This window comes from Nocardiopsis trehalosi NBRC 14201 (genome assembly GCF_001552555.1).
In the GTDB taxonomy this organism is placed as follows: domain Bacteria; phylum Actinomycetota; class Actinomycetes; order Streptosporangiales; family Streptosporangiaceae; genus Nocardiopsis_B; species Nocardiopsis_B trehalosi.
The window spans coordinates 1-15,295 of sequence record NZ_BCRK01000152.1 but is presented as its reverse complement, the minus strand read 5'-3'; the positions used below and the strand labels follow the sequence as shown (position 1 = coordinate 15,295).

The following is a 15,295-nucleotide window of genomic DNA, read 5'->3' as shown; positions in this document are numbered from 1 at the left end:
AAGGGACCCGGTCGCGGGCGGGTTCCGCGACATCAGGTGTGTGGTCCGCCGCAGTCCGCAGCCCCAGTCTCCGATGATCGGCGGCGGGCACGGATGGGGCGGGGCGCGCTCCGCGTGCGGAGGAGGCGGCGGCGGACCCGCTCCACCCCCGAGCCCTGGCCGCTGTGCCGGCTCCCGGACGGTGGGCATCCGCCGACGCGTCCGCCGGGCCCGGTGCGATGCCGTAAGGTTGAGAGACCTGGGAATCACAATGCGCTGCTACGTGTATGTGGCAGCGCTTTTGACTGTTTACGGACGGACGCATGACTGACGACAGCCGATCGGGGGGCCGCGACGGCTCCGGAGCCCGCAACCACGGAGGCCACCGTTCCGGAGGTTCCGGAGGCTCGGGTGGTCGCGGTGCGGGCGACCGTTCCCGATCCGGCTTCGGCCGCGGGGGCGGGGAACGAGGGGGCTACCGGGGCGGTGGACGCGGGCCGTCCGGTGAAGGACGCTTCGGTCGCCCGCGTGGCGATGACCGGGACCGCCGGGATGACCGGCCCGCGCGCGACGGCGAGGGCCGCCGCGACGGTGGCGGTTACCAGGGTGGCGGGCGTGGTTCGTCGGGTGGGGACCGGTTCGGTCGCCCGCGTGGCGATGACCGGGACCGCCGCGAAGATCGCCCTGCCCGCGACGGCGAGGGCCGTCGGGACTTCGGTGACCGTCGCCGCGAAGGCGGCGGTTACCAGGGTGGCGGGCGTGGTTCGTCGGGTGGGGACCGGTTCGGTCGCCCGCGTGGTGACGACCGGGACCGCCGCGAAGATCGCCCTGCCCGCGACGGTGACGGGCGTCGCGACTTCGGCGACCGCCGTCGCGACGGAGAGGGCGGCCGCCGGGACTTCGGTGACCGTCGTCGTGACGATGGCGGATACCGGGGCGGTGGCCGTGGTTCGTCGGGTGGGGACCGGTTCGGTCGCCCGCGTGGCGATGACCGGGACCGCCGTGGCGACCGTCCTGCCCGCGACGGTGACGGGCGTCGCGACTTCGGCGACCGCCGTCGCGACGGAGAGGGCGGCCGCCGGGATTGGGGCGCCTCGCGGGGCGAGCGCGATGGCCGGCGCGGTGCGCCGAGCCGCGGCGGTCGGGACTTCCGTTCCGGCGACCGCCGTTCCGGTGGCGGTGGCTTCGACCGCGGCCGCCCGCAGCGCGATGGTGACCGCCGTGACCGCCGCGAGGACCGCGACCCCCGCGACATCGCCCCCGCCCTCCCCGAGGACATCACCATCGGCCAGCTGGACCCGGAGATCCGCAGCGAGCTGGGGACGCTGCCGCGCACGCTCGCGGAGCTCGTCGGCCGCCACCTGGTCATGGCGGGCCGCCTCCTGGACGAGGACCCCGAGCTGGCCTACACCCACGCCGCGTTCGCCCGCCGCAAGGCGTCCCGCATGGGCGTCGTGCGTGAGGCGGCCGGCATCGCCGCCTACAGCGTGGGGAAGTGGCAGGAGGCCCTGTCCGACCTCCGTGCCGCCCGCCGGATGACCGGACGCAGCAACTTCCTTCCGGTGATCGCCGACTGCGAGCGCGGCCTGGGCCGCCCCGAGCGCGCCCTGGAGATCGCCCGCGACCCGGCGGCCGCCGACCTGCCCGTCGAGGACCGGGTCGAGCTGCGCATCGTCGCCTCCGGCGCCCGCCGCGACCTCGGCGAGCCCGAGGCCGCGCTGGTCGAACTGCAGATCCCGGAACTCAAGGAGCGGCGGGCCCGGCCCTACATCGCGCGGCTGTTCTACGCCTACGCCGACGCCCTCCTGGAGCTCGACCGGGTGGAGGAGGCCCGCGAGTACTTCGCGCGGGCGTCCGCCGTCGACCGCGACGGCGTGACCGACGCCGACGAGCGCATGGCCGCGCTCGAAGGCGTCGAGATCGTCGACATCGACGACGACGTCGTGTGGACCGACGCCGAGGACCCGGACGCCGACTTCGACGCCGCCGCCGAGGAGTCGGACCGGGAAGCGGAGGCCGGAGCGGAGCCCGAGGGCGGACCCGAGCCCGGGTCGGCCGATGAGCCGGAGACTGACACCGCCCCCGGCGCCGCGACCGGGCCGGAGCCGGCCGATGCCGAGGCGGACGAGGACACCGGCGCGACGGCGGAGCCGGATGAGGCCGCAGGGCCGGACGAGAACGCCGGGACGACGACCGAGCCGGGCGAGGCCGCAGCGCAGGGTGCGGCCGCAGAGCAGGGCGAGGACGCAGAGTCGGCGGCGGACGTCGAGCCGGAGCCCGACCCCGCCACCGACGGGTCTGCGGTCGCACCGGACTCCGCCACCGACGCGGATGACGCCGACGACGCGGACGGCTCAGACGACGCCGCGAGCGGGCCCGCCTCGGACCCGGACGGGTCCGCGGACCGCGCCTGACCGCCGACCCCGCTCCGTCCGGACACCAGGGGGCCGCCCATGCGGGCGGCCCCTCCGGCGTGTGCGGGCCCCGTCCGGGCCGACGCGTCGCTCCGCCCGTCGCACCGCGAGGAACCCGCCCGTCATGCCGCACGGACCGCTCCGCCCGCCGGATCGGCGGACGCCCGGCGTTCCGCCGCGTCCGCTAGCGTGGCCGGATGGCCGAAGAGCCCCCCGCGTGGGCTTATGAGCGGGTGGAGATCCGTCCGTACGATCCCCGGTGGACCGTCCGGGCGCGGGCCGAGTGCGCGCGGCTGGACGACCTGCTGGCGCCGTGGCTGGTCGACGGTGTCGAGCACGTCGGGTCCACGGCGGTCCCCGGCCTCGCCGCCAAGCCCGTGATCGATCTGATGGCCTCCGTGACCGACCCGCACGCCGCCGTCCGCGCGGCGGCGGAGCGGCTCGCGGCGGACGGGTGGTGTCCGGTGCCCGCGCACCTCGACCGGCGGCCGTGGCGGCGTTTCCTGGTCAAACCGGACTCCACGGGGCGCCACCGCGCGGCGCACCTGCACCTGCTCTCGGCCGGGCACCCCCGATGGGCGGACCAGCTCGCGTTCCGCGACGCGCTGCGCCGCGACGGCCGGCTCGCGCAGCGGTACGAGGATCTCAAACGCCGGGCGGCGCGGGAGTGCGGGGACGACCGCGAGTCCTACACCGACCGCAAGACGGCGTTCGTGGCGGACGTCCTGGCGGGACTCGACCGTCCTCCGAGGTGAGCGCATGCCGCGCGTCCGACCCGGTGGAGGGTCGGGCGCGTGAAGTCTCGGCGCCGTGCGGCGGCGGACCGCTGGGGAGCCCTCTCGACCGGCTCCGCGGAGCCTGAGGCGCCGCACGTGCGGCGCCTCGATCCGCCACCCGACGGCCTGCGTCGGAACCGCCGGCTGCACCCTCAGGGCGGACAGCAGGATGGGGCCGTGTGAGGCAACGCCTTCGATGCCGTCGCTCTTTGCGCGGCCGAGCCGAAGGATGGCGCCGTGGCTGCGCAGGGGGATCGCGCACGGTGGAAGGCCGTAGTGGCGATGAGGTCCTCCGATGTGCCGCGTGTGGGGCGGATCAGAGGGTGAAGGCGACGGATGCAGCGAGGTTCCGCTGAGTCTCGAGCGCGGTGAGACGTTCGGTGAGTGCCGCGTGGATGGCGCTATAGGTGTCGGAGCCGAAGGCCAGGCGCAGTGGCGGGCTCGGGTGGCGGGTGGTGTCGTAGATGGCGGCGGCGAGCTTGGCCGGGTCGCCGGTGAAGGCGCTCTCATCCGCAGTCTCCAGGTAGCGCCGGGTCCGGCCGACGGCGTTGTCGCGGTAGGCGGCCGTTTCGGTGGTGTACCGCAGGGCGGAAGCGAAGCCGGTGCGGGTGGCGCCGGGCTCGACCAGGGTGAGGTGGACGTCGAAGTCGCGGACCTCGCGGCTGACGCTCTCGGTGAAACCCTCCAGCCCCCACTTGCCCGCGTGGTAGGAGCTGTGAGTGGGGATACCGACCTGGCCGCCCACACTGGAGATCTGGATGATCCGGCCACCGCCCTGTTCACGCATCGGCTGCAGAAATGCACGGGTGATCACCATCGGCGCGAGCAGGAGGACCTCGATCTGGTCGCGGATCTGCGCGACGGTCATTTCCTCGGCGGCGCCCACGACCGCGTATCCGGCATTGTTGACCACGATGTCCACCGACCCGGAGCGGACGACTCTGCCGACCACCTCGTCCACGTCGGCCGGCCGCGTGAGGTCGAGGAGCTCGACGGTCAGCCGGTCGCCGTACGTCTCACACAGGTCTTCCAGAGCCGCCGGTCGGCGGGCCGTCGCCGTAACGCGGTCGCCGTTCCGGAGGACGTGCTCGGTGAGATGGCGTCCCAGCCCACCGGAGGCTCCGGTGACGAACCAGTGGCGTGAGGCCTTGCCGGATACAGCGGGCATGGGATTCTCCTGCAGTAGAGTGATACCGGAATCTGTTCCGGTTGTAGTTAAGCGGAACGGATTCCGGAAGGCAACCGGAGGCCGACACCGAAGGAACCCGCATGTCCGCCACGCCCCGCCGCACCAGGAGTGACGCGCTGCAGAACCGCGAGCGCCTGCTGGAGGCCGCCGCTCGGGCTTTCGCCGAGCAAGGGCTGGATACCGCGCCCGCCGCCATCGCCAAGCAGGCGGGCGTCGGCGTCGGCACGCTCTACCGGCACTTCCCGACTCGGGAAGTCCTCATCGACGCCGCCTATCGGCGCCGACTCACCCAGGTGTGCGAGAAGGTGGACGACCTTCTCGCTCAGCACCCGGCCGCCGAGGCCACCCGGATGTGGATGGATCACTTCATCCACTACGCCACGGCGAAGAGCGGGATGTCCGAAGCCCTCAACGCGGTCATCGCCTCCGGCGTCGATCCGTACTCGGACAGCCGCGCACTGCTGTCCGACGCCGTCGCCACCCTCCTCGCGGCCGGCGCCCGGGACGGAAGCCTGCGAGCGGACGTCGCCCCGGACGATGTCCTCCTCCTCATGGGTGGCATCGCCTATTCCGTGCAGCACGGCACCAGAGAGCAGGCCCGTCCGCTCGTCGACCTCTTCATGGACGCGCTGACGAAGGACGCGGCCCGCAGCTGAGCCCGGACCCCCGACCGGCACGCCGACGCGAGTTCGGCCACGGTAGGTCCATCGGGTGGCTCTCGGTCGGCGCCCGGCCGCACCGGCGGCCTCGGCATTCGCCCCGGTGCCGCAAGGGGCCGGGCCGCGTCACGGGGCGGCGGGGCGGCTCCAGCGGACGTCGGCGGGGAGCGGGTGCCCGGTGGAGCGGAGGCCGCGCAGCAGGTCCAGGAACTGGTGGGCGGCGGGGGTGGGGCGCCGCTGGCGCGGCAGGACCACGCTGAGGCCCCGGTCCACGACCGGGTCGCGCAGGGGCAGGTGCACGTGGTCCGCGAACCCCATGAGGACGCGGACGAGCGCGGGCAGGGCCGACACGCCCAGGCCCGCGGCAACGAGCCCGCCGACCGTGGACACGTTGCCCGCCTCGATGATGCGGGCCGGGTGCGCCCCGGATTCCGCGAACGCCCGGTCGGTTCCGCCGCGGACGCTGGAGTCGGTGCCGATGGCGATGAAGTCCTCGCCGTCGAAGTCCGCCCACCGGACGGACCCGCGGTCGGCCAGGGGGTGGCCGGGCGGGACCACGGCGAAGAACCGGTCCTCCACGAGCGGCCACGACCGCAGGCCGGGCGGCAGGTGGTCGGGGACCGCGATTGCTAGATCGGCGGTCCCGGCGACGATGCGCTCGACCGCCGCGGCCGACATCCCGTCGAGGATGCGGACCGTGATGTCCGGTTGGGCGGTGCGGAACGCGGCGATGACGGGCGGCAGCAGGACCGCCGCCACCGACGGGAGCGTGGCGATGGTGACCGAGCCCCGCTCCCCGGCGAGGTAGCGTTTCAGGCCGGCCATCTCCGCGCGGTGGACGGCGAGCACGCGCTCGGCGGCGGCGAGCAGCTCGTCGCCCTCCGGGGTGCGCCGCATCCGGCGCGTGGTGCGTTCGAACAGGAGCACGCCCAGGGTGCGCTCCAGGTCGATCACCGTGCGGCTCAGCGACGACTGGGCGACCCGCAGTTCGCGGGCCGCGGCGGTGAAGTTCTCGGCGCGGGCGACGGCGGCGAACGCGGCCAACTGCCGCAACGTCAGGTCCATGCGTCCCCAGCATAGATGTGTGCGATACCGATGTTGGACAAGCACGGAAGCGCCCCGGCAGCATGGGCGGACGGCGGGCCCGTGATCCAGGACACATGCCGGCGGGTCGCCGACTCCCACGGAGGACGATGCCGATGCTGACCATCATGGGGTTCGCGACCATCGCGGCCGTCCTGGGCCTGCTGCTGTCCAACCGGGTCACGGCCGTCGTGGCGCTGACGGCGGCGCCGGTGGTGGCGGCCCTCGTCGCCGGGTTCTCCCCGGGGGAGATCGGCGAGTTCGTCGCGAGCGGTATCGGCGGGGTCGCCGGGACCGCCGCGATGTTCGTCTTCGCCATCCTCTACTTCGGCGTGATGCGCGACGCCGGACTGTTCGATCCGGTGATCCGCCGGGTTCTCGCGTTCGCGGGCAGCAACCCGGTGACCATCGCGGTCGCCACGGTCCTGCTGGCGATGGCCGCCCACCTCGACGGCGCCGGCGCCACGACCTTCCTCATCACCATCCCCGCGATGCTGCCCCTCTACGACGCGCTGGGCATGCGCCGGCTGGTGCTGACGGCGCTCACCGGGCTGGGCGCGGGGATCATGAACATGGTCCCGTGGGGCGGGCCGACCGCGCGGGCGGCGACCACGATCGGGGTGGACGCCAACGCCGTCTGGGTGCCGCTGATCCCCGCCCAGGTGGTGGGTATCGCCGCCTGCGTCGGGATCGCCTACCTGCTGGGGCGGCGCGAGCGGACCCGCATCGCCCGCCTGGCGGAGGCGCCCGTCGCCGCCGGGGCGGGTGGCCCTTCGGCGTCCGGACCCGCACCCGCACCCGCGTCTGCGTCTGCGTCTGCGGCCCCCGACGCCGTCGGCCCGGCCGGGGATGACGCGGACCTGCGCCGCCCCCGCCTGTTCTGGGTGAACGCCGCACTGACGCTGGCCACGGTGGCCGTCCTGGTGTCGGGGGTGGTCCCGCCCGAACTCGCGTTCATCCTGGCGCTCGTCGTCGCCCTCCTCGTCAACTACCCGGGGCTCACCGCGCAGACCGAGCGCATCAACGCGCACGCCCAGGGCGCCATCCTCATGGCCAGCACCCTCCTCGCCGCGGGCGTGTTCCTGGGGATCATGGAGGAGAGCGGCATGATCGAGGGGATGGCCACGGCCATGACCGCCGCCATGCCCGCGTCGCTGGGTCCGGGGCTGCCGCTGATCGTCGGTGTCCTGGCCGTGCCGCTGAGCCTGCTGTTCGGGCCGGACGCCTACTACTTCGCGGTGCTGCCCGTGCTCACCGCGGTCGGCGACGCCTTCGGCGTCCCCCCGATCGCCCTCGCCCAGGCGTCGATCGTGGGGGAGGAGACGGTCGGGTTCCCCATCAGCCCGCTGACGGGGTCGTTCTACCTGCTCACCGGGTTGGCCGGGGTGTCCATCGGGGCGCACATCCGGTTCCTGCTGCCGCTGGCGTGGGCCGTCAGCCTGGTGGTGCTCGCCGTGGCCGTGCTGACCGGGGTGGTGCCGCTGTGGGCCGGGTGACCCGGCCGCGCGGCTCCACGACGGGGGGAAGGGGATGGACGTGAACGGTGGGACGGTCCGGATCGGGTGCGGCGCGGGGTTCGCCGCGGACCGGGTGGAGCCGGCGGTCGACCTCGTCGAACGCGGCGCACTCGACACGCTGGTGCTGGAGTGCCTGGGGGAGCGCACCGTGGCCCTCGCCGCGCTGCGCCGGCTGGCCGACCCCGGCGGCGGCTACGACCCCATGCTGGCCAAGCGGATGCGGGCACTGCTCGGCCCGCTGCGGCGCACCGGCACCCGGCTCGTCACCAACGCGGGCGCCGCCCACCCGCAGGCGGCGGCCCGCATGGTGGCCGCGCTCGCCGCAGAGGCGGGCGAACCGCTGGCCGTGGCCGCGGTCACCGGCGACGACGTCCTCGACCGGATCGACCCGGACGCGCCCGCCTGGGAGGACGGCCGCCCGCTCGCCGAGCACGGCGAACTCGTCTCCGCGAACGCCTACATCGGGGTGGACGCGCTGCTGCCGGCCCTGGAGACCGGTGCGCCGGTCGTGATCGCGGGGCGGGCGGCCGACCCGTCGCTGTTCCTCGCCCCGCTCGTCCACGCCCTGGGGTGGGACACCGCCGACTGGGACCGGATGGCCGCCGGGACGCTCGTCGGGCACCTGCTGGAGTGCGCCGGGCAGGTGACCGGCGGCTACTTCGCCGACCCGGGGGTGAAACCGGTGCCGGGGCTCGCTCGGCTGGGCTACCCGCTGGCGGAGGTCGGCGCCGACGGCGGCGCCGTCGTCACCAAGCCGGACGGGACCGGGGGGCGGGTGGACCGGATGACCGTGGTCGAGCAGCTCACCTACGAGGTGACCGACCCGGGCGCCTACCTCACGCCCGACGTCACCCTGGACATCACCGGGGTGGGGGTCGAAGGGCTCGGCGGCGACCGGGTGCGCGTCGGCGGGGCGCGCGGCCGCGCCCGCCCGGCGGAGTTGAAGGTGAGCGTGGGCTACCGGGCCGGGTTCCGTGGCGAGGGGGAGATCTCCTACGCGGGGCGCGGGGCGCTCGACCGCGCCCGGCTGGCCGCCGAGGTGGTGCGGGAGCGGGTCGCCGGGGCCGTGCCGCGGCTGCGGGTGGACGTCGTCGGGGTGGACGCCGTGCACGGGTCCGCCCTGTCGGAGGGGGCGCCCTACGAGTGCCGGCTGCGGGTGGCGGGGCTGGCGCCCGACCGCGCCACCGCGGACATCGTGGCGGAGGAGGTCAGCGCCCTGTACACGTCGGGGCCGGCCGGGGGCGGCGGGCTGCGGGCGGGGACCACCGAGGTCGTGGGGGTGCTGTCCACCACGGTCCCGCGCGAGCGGGTCGAGACGCGGGTCGCCGTGTACGGGGGAGGGGAACGCCGATGAGGGTCCGGTTGTACGACGTGGCGCACGCCCGCGCGGGGGACAAGGGCAACCTGAACACGGTGGCGCTGATCGCCTACGACCCGGCGTGGTACCCGGTGCTGTGCGCCGAGGTGACCCCGGAGCGGGTGGCGGCGCACCTCGCCGACCGGGTGGTCGGCGAGGTGGTGCGGCACCGCCTCGACAACGTGGAGGCGCTGATCTTCGTCTGCCCGCGCGGCGGCGACGACACCGTCACCACCTCGCTGTGGCTCGACGCCCACGGCAAGGCCCTGTCCTCGGCGCTGCTGGAGATGGTGGTCGACGTGGACGAGGAGTCGGCGCCCTCGCTGCCGGCCCGCCCGGGGGGTGCGGCCCCGCCGACGGGCGGGGAATGACCGGGGGGCTCCGCCTCGGGGCCGCGTCAGGCCGGGTCGTGCGCGCGGGCGCCGGCGGTGTCGGGGCGGGCGTCGAGGACCAGGGCGGCGGCGACGGTCGCGAACAGGGCCGCGCCCGAGCCGACCCCGGCGACCAGGTCGACCGCCGCCGGCCCCGCCCCGGCGGCGTGCAGCGCGGCGCCGGCCACGGCGAGGACCACCATCGCCGCGCCGAGACCGTGGAACAGCGGCAGCCGCCAGACGCGGCCGAGCGCGAAGAAGTGGGTGCCCACGACCAGGGCGATCCAGGCGATGTTGAGCGTGGTGATCCCCAGCAGCCGGTTCAGGACGAACAGGCCGCCGAAGAGCGCGACGGCCTCGACGCCCACGATGGTGAGGTAGGCGCGGTCGGCGAACCACGGCGGGCCGGGCGGCGCGGCGGCGGGTGCGGCCGCCCGGCGGCGGCGCAGCACGGCGACGAGCAGCGCGAGCGCGACCGCGACGCCGGCGACCCGGACCCCGATCGTCCATCCGCCGCCCAGGCGGGCGGTGTTGGCCATGACGAAGACGACGCCGAAGACGAGCGCGATGAGCGAGCCGGCGACCATGCCCTGGGTGCGGTGCGCACCCGACGAGGTGTCCATGGGGATACACCATGGCACGGCCGGGTCTCGATCGGTGCACGGACCGCGTGATCGTGGTGGCACCACGCCCATGCGCGGGGGCTGGGGTCCCGTGCGCGGGCGCGTAGGATGCGTCCGGCCGGCGAACGGCGACGGGACGAGCTGGGAGGGCGGCATGGGTCCGCTGCCGCTGAACGGGGCGGTCGTGCGCATCGGGGAGCTGCCCGAGCGCCACGACTCCGTCGTGTGCCTGCTGTTCGCGGGCCGGCGGCCGGTGCTGGTGCGCCACCGCAGCCGCGCCTGGGAGTTCCCGGGCGGGCACGCCGAACCGGGCGAGGACATCGAGGCCACGGCCCGCCGCGAGGCCCGGGAGGAGGCGGGCGCCGACCTCGGCCCGGTCAGCGTCGACGGACACTACGTGCTCGCGGGCGGGCACACCACCGTGGTGGTCCACGCCCAGGTGGCCGGGTGGGCGCCGCTCACGGGCGAGTTCGAGACCGTGGAGGTGCGCGCCTTCGACGTGCTCCCCGGCGACCTGTCCTGGGACGACGGGATCTACGCGCACCTGCTGCGCGCGATCGGGCTGCCCGGGGCGCCGCCCGGGTGAACGGGCCGGTCACAGGTCGCGGGCGAACAGCACCTCGGTGGCCGTGTGCCGGTACCCCAGGCGGGCGTTGATCGCCAGCATCGGGGCGTTGCCCGAGGCGTTGGCGGTGAAGGCGGTGCGGTACCCGGCGGCGCGCGCCCGGTGCAGTGCCGCCGTCTTGGCGTACCCGGCCAGGCCGCGTCCCCGGTGGGGGCGGAGCGTCCCGGTGAACGCCGACACCAGGCGCGTGGCGCCGTCGGTGTGCCAGGCGACGATGCCCGCGGGGGCGCCGTCGACGAGCACGAGCACGCTCAGTCCGTGGTCGACCCGGGGGTCGCGCCACACCGTGTCGTACCAGACGTCGTAGGGGAGCGGGGCGGCGGGGGTGTAGCCGGGTTCGTCCAGGGAGGCGGCGGCGTCGACCTCATGGACGGGGCGCGGGTCGTCGGCGTAGGTGGAGACGGGGCGCAGTTCGACGCCGGCGGGCGCGGGCGGGACCGGGGGCAGGCCGGCCAGGTCGAGTTCCTGGTGGCGGTACCGGGCGCGGGCGGTGTAGCCGCGCGGAACGGCGAACGCCTCGGCGGCGGGGACCGGGCCGGCCGAGCGCACCGACACCGCCCCGGCCGACCGCAGGTGCTCCTCGGCGGCGGCCAGGAGGGCGCCGCCGACGCCCGCCCGGCGGTGGTCCGGGTCGACCATGATCACGGCCTCCCCGCGCCCGGAGCCGTCCAGCGACAGCTTCGCGGAGGCGTACCCGACGACCCGGCCGCCGTCGGCGGCGGTGAACTGGCGCAGGCGGGCGGACGGCGGGGTGCGCGCGGCGAGGCCGCCCAGCAGAGCGGGGACGGTGATCTCGTAGGGGAAGCACGCCGTGCGGACGCGGGCCGCGCCGTGGGCGTCGCCGGGTGCGAACAGGCGGATGTGCGGGGCCATGGTAGGCGACGCTAGGCGGTCGGGCCGCCCGTGTCACCCGGATTCCGCTGCTTCTCCGCCTGCTCGGCGGCGACCCGGTCGAGCCAGTGCGTGATGCCCGCGACGTTGCCCTCGACCCCGCTGAGGACGTCCATCACCTGGGCGGTCTCGGCGGGGGCGCCTTCGGGCAGGGGGCGGTAGCGGCCGAGGACCCGGTCGCGGACCATGGCCACGGCGTGGTCGAGGTCGGGGGCGTCGGCGTGCGCCTCGCGGACGGCGTCGACCCAGGCGTGCAGCTCCTCGCGGGCGCGCACGATGGTCTCCTCGACGGTGTCGACGGCACCGAAGTGGGAGAACATCAGCCGCCGCGGGGCGATGTCGTCGAACAGGCGCAGCGAGGTGAGGGCGGCGTCGAGGTCGAAGTCGGGTGGCGGCGTGGCCGGGCGCACGTCGCCGGTGTAGGCGTTGTACACGCCCAGGGCGTCGCCGACGTAGAGGTCGCCGTTGGCGGAGTCGACCAGCCCGACGTGGTGCTTGGCGTGCCCGGGGGCGTAGTGGGTGGTGAGCGACCGGCCGCCGCCCAGGTCCACGCTGCCGGTGGCGCCGACCGCCCGGATGCGCGCCGCGTCGGTGGGCGACATCTCGCCGAAGAGCACATCGAGGCGGTCGCCCCACACCATGCGGGCGCTGCGCATGAGCCGCTCCGGCGACGCCAGATGCCGGGCGCCCCGTTCGTGGACGACGACCTCGGCGTTGGGGAACATGCCCGCCACGGCCCCCATGCCGCCCGCGTGGTCCAGGTGGATGTGGGTGACGACGATGGTGGCCAGGTCGTCGGGGCCGATGCCGAGGGCGGCGATGCCGTCGCGCAGCACCTCGGCCGAGCCGGCGGTGCCGACCTCGACCACGCAGGGCCGTTCGGACCGGATCAGGTAGCTGGACGTGATCCCGGGATAGCCCGCCATCATCGTGTCGATGGCGTAGATCTCGTCGCCCAGGGGCGTGATGCCGTCGGGGAGCGCGGTGGCGTCCACTCCGTCGTGCACGGCGGGTCTCCTTCCTCGTCCCGGTCATCAGCGGGGTCCGATGATCACCGGTGCCATCGAGGCTAGTTCCTGCCACCGCGCCGTTCGGACCCGGGGTGGCGCCGACGTGGCGGACGCCACCCGAGGCGGAGTTATCCACAGATCGCGAATCCGTCCTTCCCTGGGCGCGGTCCGGCCCCGACCCTGGAATCGGAGGCCGACGCGGCACGTCCGCGCCGGTCACGGCCACACGCACCCGTCAAGTGAGGATTCGCCATGCAGCACCCGCCCGCCGCCTTCCCACCCCCGCCCCAAGCCACCCCCTCGCGAACCCACCCCGCACCCCCGGGATTCCGCATCACACCCCCGGCCCACCCGGCTCCCTCGGGAGCCCACCTCGCCTCCACCACCCGAGCCGGTGCGGCTCCGCCCCTGCCGACCACCCGCCCCCCGGCCGACCGCGCCGGCACCCCGCGTCCCCTGACGGGCGCCTCCGGGCCGGACGCCGCCTCGGGGATCGGCTCGTCCGCCGCAGCGACCGCCGGCCACCCGCCGACCCTCCCGAGCGCCCCGGTTCCGGCCGCCTCGTCCGCTGACGACCCGTCCGCCACGGCGTGCCCGGTATCGGCCTCCGGACTCGTTCCCCCGCCTTCGGCCCCGTCGGACACTCCAGGACCGTCGGGTGCTGTCGGGATCGGCCCGTCCGCCGGGGTGATCGCCGGGCGCCAGTCGGCCCGCCCGGGTTCCCCCGCCTCGGCTGCCTCGTCCGCAGGCCGCCTGTCCGCCACGGCGCGTCCGGTGTCGGCCCCCGGATTCGTTCTCCCGCCTCTGACTTCGGCGGATGCCACGCGGCTGTCCGGTGTTTCGGAGGGTGGGTCGTCCGCCGGGGTGACCGTTGGGCATTCGTCCCGCACGGGTGCGTCAGCGGAGGGTCGACCGTGCAGGGCAGATGCCTTTTCCGCGTCGACCGCGACGACGCGTGTTCCGCCGTCAGCCCACGCGCGCCACCTGTTCGGCAGGGGCTCGTCGCGGTCCAACGGCTGCGACGCCGCGCATGTCGGCGGGGGCGGTACCTCCGGTCCGGGGGTGGCCGTCGAACCGGGCGGTGCGCCCGGCTTGCGGCCCGCCTCGCCGTCGGCGGGGCGGGCGGCTCCGGTCACCGGCGTTGGGCCGTCCCAGGGGCGGTCCCGATCCGCCACCGGGCGCGCGTGCGGCCACCAGGTGAGCCCTGCGAACGGCACGGCCCCGTCCGACGCCGCGACGCGCGCCGAACACCCGCTCGTCCCCGCCGCGCCTCGAACGGCCACGGGGGTGCCCTGCACCGGTTCCACCGCCGCGTCTCCGGGCGAGGTCCGTGGAGTCGACGCGGGTCTTCCGCCGACCGGTGCCGCGTCCTCGGGGCCCGCGTCCGGCCCCGGCACGGACCGGCGCTCCACTGGCATGCCGCCCTGTGGCGGAGTGCTGCCGGGTGCCGAGCGGCCCGGCGCACGGGCCTCATCCGAGGCCTTCCCGTCGTCGGGCGCCCGGATCTCCTCCGGGGCCGTCCAGCCGCCCGGCCCCGGCGCCGCAGCGGCAGGGCTCGGCGGGTTCGCCCACGGCCGCACTACTGAGGCGAGCGGATCGGTCCGCGTGGCCGGACCGGGCGGAACCGCCGCCACGGTGGCGGGGGTCCCGGTGCCGTCTGCCGCAGGCGCGCCCACCGCCGCGCCGCCCGCCGGCCGGCCGGACGGCGCCACCGCCCCGCACGCATCCCGCGCACTCCGGGGGGAGGGGCCGGCCGATCCACCCGCCGCGTCCATCGCGGGAACGGGTGCCGAGGGATCCGCCGGCACGCTGGCGCGCCCCGCCGCCCCTTCGGCGGCGGGTACGGCCACCGCCGCGAGGGGGACGGCCCCGGCGCAGCGTCGGCGGCGCGTCCACGACCGCACCGGCCACCGCAACGACGTCGTGCTCGCGGGACGGGTCACGGCCGAACCCGCCGTCCGTGAACTCCCCAGCGGGGACCACCTCGTCACCTGGCGGATCTCCATCACCCGCCCCCCGGACGAGCAGCGCCCCAACCAGCCGGCCGACCCGATCACCTGCGTGAGCTTCCGCCCCGCCATCGAGGCCGCCACCCGCGGCTGGCGTATCGGTGACGTCGTCGCGGTGCGTGGCTCACTGCGGCGGCGGTTCTGGCGCACCCCCGGCGGGTCCTCCAGCGTCATCGAGGTCGAGGCCCGTGCCGTGGAGCACGTGGAGCGTGCCGCCGATCCCGAGTGACGCCCCCGCCGTCGGGCCGGTCCGCCCCCGACGCCCCTGACCCGGCGCCGTGACCACCGCGGTGCCGAACGACCCGCCGGGCCGCCCACCCCGCCCCGGCACCGATGAAAGCGAGGAACCGACGATGTCCCACCCCGTGCCGCCCACCGCCCCCGGAAGCACCACGCACAGAAGAACCCCGGGCCTCCCTGGCTCCGGGACGGCCCTCGGCCGCCGCACACTCGGGCGCACAGTGCCGCGCATCACCGGGCGTCGGCTGCCGGTCGCCGTCGCGCCGCCCGCCCCGGCGGCCGCGCCGCCGGCCTCGGCGGTCGGTCGGCCCGGGCGGGGCCACCGACGCCCGCCGGGAGGGCGACCCCCGGCGCGCCCAGAGCACCGCCGGGCATCGCGGCCCTCCGCCGACCGTCCGCGCGGCCCCGCGCCACCCGCCGACCGTCCGCATGGTCCTGCGCCCCCCGCTGGCCCGGCCCACACCGCCGGCCACCGGTACGCCTGACACGGCCCAATCGCGGGGCGGCCCCCCGTCCACCCCGGCTCCCGCCACGGCGCCCCGCCGTGGCGGG

14 protein-coding genes are annotated in these 15,295 nt (G+C 75.9%); 8 read left to right on the top strand and 6 right to left on the bottom strand.

What is annotated here, in order from left to right; genetic code table 11:
- Positions 1-245: 245 nt before the first annotated feature.
- Complete coding sequence (locus NT8_RS30010) at positions 246-1,340, bottom strand: hypothetical protein (RefSeq protein ID WP_169805241.1); 1,095 nt, start codon at positions 1,338-1,340, stop codon at positions 246-248.
- A 6-nt stretch (positions 1,341-1,346) separates the two neighbouring features.
- Between NT8_RS30010 and NT8_RS31035 the strand changes: the two genes are divergently transcribed.
- Both NT8_RS31035 and NT8_RS21590 read left to right on the top strand, forming a co-directional pair.
- On the top strand, positions 1,347-2,393 hold the full coding sequence (locus tag NT8_RS31035; RefSeq protein WP_245646272.1) for a tetratricopeptide repeat protein: 1,047 nt from the start codon (positions 1,347-1,349) through the stop codon (positions 2,391-2,393).
- Between the two features lie 197 nt (positions 2,394-2,590).
- The gene (locus tag NT8_RS21590) at positions 2,591-3,148 is read left to right on the top strand and encodes a GrpB family protein (RefSeq protein ID WP_067972730.1); all 558 of its coding nucleotides are present in this window, start codon (positions 2,591-2,593) and stop codon (positions 3,146-3,148) included.
- A gap of 337 nt (positions 3,149-3,485) precedes the next feature.
- Here the strand turns inward: NT8_RS21590 and NT8_RS21585 are convergent, their stop codons facing one another.
- A complete protein-coding gene (locus tag NT8_RS21585; RefSeq protein WP_067972727.1) occupies positions 3,486-4,337 on the bottom strand; it encodes an SDR family oxidoreductase in 852 nt (283 codons plus the stop codon).
- Between the two features lie 101 nt (positions 4,338-4,438).
- On the opposite strand from NT8_RS21585, the gene NT8_RS21580 reads away from it, so the two are divergent.
- Complete coding sequence (locus NT8_RS21580) at positions 4,439-5,014, top strand: TetR/AcrR family transcriptional regulator (RefSeq protein ID WP_067972724.1); 576 nt, start codon at positions 4,439-4,441, stop codon at positions 5,012-5,014.
- A gap of 129 nt (positions 5,015-5,143) precedes the next feature.
- On the opposite strand, the gene NT8_RS21575 is transcribed toward NT8_RS21580, so the two are convergent.
- Positions 5,144-6,082 carry a LysR family transcriptional regulator gene (locus NT8_RS21575; protein WP_067972721.1) on the bottom strand — a complete coding sequence of 313 codons (939 nt, stop codon included), beginning with the start codon at positions 6,080-6,082 and terminating at the stop codon, positions 5,144-5,146.
- Between the two features lie 134 nt (positions 6,083-6,216).
- On the opposite strand from NT8_RS21575, the gene NT8_RS21570 reads away from it, so the two are divergent.
- The 3 genes from NT8_RS21570 to NT8_RS21560 are packed head-to-tail and all read left to right on the top strand — an operon-like array spanning position 6,217 to position 9,345.
- Entirely contained in the window at positions 6,217-7,596 is a 1,380-nt protein-coding gene (locus NT8_RS21570; RefSeq protein WP_067972735.1) for a CitMHS family transporter, read from the top strand.
- Between the two features lie 40 nt (positions 7,597-7,636).
- Positions 7,637-8,971 carry an acyclic terpene utilization AtuA family protein gene (locus NT8_RS21565; protein WP_245646271.1) on the top strand — a complete coding sequence of 445 codons (1,335 nt, stop codon included), beginning with the start codon at positions 7,637-7,639 and terminating at the stop codon, positions 8,969-8,971.
- On the top strand, positions 8,968-9,345 hold the full coding sequence (locus NT8_RS21560; RefSeq protein ID WP_067972715.1) for an AtuA-related protein: 378 nt from the start codon (positions 8,968-8,970) through the stop codon (positions 9,343-9,345). Before NT8_RS21565 ends, NT8_RS21560 begins: the two co-directional genes overlap by 4 nt.
- A gap of 26 nt (positions 9,346-9,371) precedes the next feature.
- Here NT8_RS21560 and NT8_RS21555 read toward each other — a convergent pair whose 3' ends face one another.
- On the bottom strand, positions 9,372-9,968 hold the full coding sequence (locus tag NT8_RS21555) for a hypothetical protein (protein ID WP_067972712.1): 597 nt from the start codon (positions 9,966-9,968) through the stop codon (positions 9,372-9,374).
- A 154-nt stretch (positions 9,969-10,122) separates the two neighbouring features.
- On the opposite strand from NT8_RS21555, the gene NT8_RS21550 reads away from it, so the two are divergent.
- Positions 10,123-10,554 (top strand): NUDIX domain-containing protein, encoded by a 432-nt coding sequence (locus tag NT8_RS21550; protein WP_067972709.1) that lies wholly within the window; start codon positions 10,123-10,125, stop codon positions 10,552-10,554.
- Between the two features lie 9 nt (positions 10,555-10,563).
- Here the strand turns inward: NT8_RS21550 and NT8_RS21545 are convergent, their stop codons facing one another.
- On the bottom strand, positions 10,564-11,466 hold the full coding sequence (locus NT8_RS21545; protein ID WP_067972705.1) for a GNAT family N-acetyltransferase: 903 nt from the start codon (positions 11,464-11,466) through the stop codon (positions 10,564-10,566).
- Between the two features lie 11 nt (positions 11,467-11,477).
- Entirely contained in the window at positions 11,478-12,491 is a 1,014-nt protein-coding gene (locus NT8_RS21540; protein WP_067972703.1) for an MBL fold metallo-hydrolase, read from the bottom strand.
- 1,926 nt (positions 12,492-14,417) lie between these two features.
- Between NT8_RS21540 and NT8_RS31030 the strand changes: the two genes are divergently transcribed.
- Complete coding sequence (locus NT8_RS31030; protein ID WP_245646270.1) at positions 14,418-14,732, top strand: single-stranded DNA-binding protein; 315 nt, start codon at positions 14,418-14,420, stop codon at positions 14,730-14,732.
- The last annotated feature ends 563 nt before the right edge of the window (positions 14,733-15,295 follow it).

Bases quoted from the DNA above. Each gene is read 5' to 3' on its own strand.
- NT8_RS21590 (WP_067972730.1), top strand. From the start codon at position 2,591: ATGGCCGAAGAGCCCCCCGCGTGGGCTTATGAGCGGGTGGAGATCCGT.
- NT8_RS21555 (WP_067972712.1), bottom strand. From the start codon at position 9,968: ATGGACACCTCGTCGGGTGCGCACCGCACCCAGGGCATGGTCGCCGGC.
- NT8_RS21585 (WP_067972727.1), bottom strand. From the start codon at position 4,337: ATGCCCGCTGTATCCGGCAAGGCCTCACGCCACTGGTTCGTCACCGGA.
- NT8_RS21545 (WP_067972705.1), bottom strand. From the start codon at position 11,466: ATGGCCCCGCACATCCGCCTGTTCGCACCCGGCGACGCCCACGGCGCG.
- NT8_RS21575 (WP_067972721.1), bottom strand. From the start codon at position 6,082: ATGGACCTGACGTTGCGGCAGTTGGCCGCGTTCGCCGCCGTCGCCCGC.
- NT8_RS21580 (WP_067972724.1), top strand. From the start codon at position 4,439: ATGTCCGCCACGCCCCGCCGCACCAGGAGTGACGCGCTGCAGAACCGC.
- NT8_RS21570 (WP_067972735.1), top strand. From the start codon at position 6,217: ATGCTGACCATCATGGGGTTCGCGACCATCGCGGCCGTCCTGGGCCTG.
- NT8_RS21550 (WP_067972709.1), top strand. From the start codon at position 10,123: ATGGGTCCGCTGCCGCTGAACGGGGCGGTCGTGCGCATCGGGGAGCTG.
- NT8_RS31035 (WP_245646272.1), top strand. From the start codon at position 1,347: ATGGCGGGCCGCCTCCTGGACGAGGACCCCGAGCTGGCCTACACCCAC.
- NT8_RS21560 (WP_067972715.1), top strand. From the start codon at position 8,968: ATGAGGGTCCGGTTGTACGACGTGGCGCACGCCCGCGCGGGGGACAAG.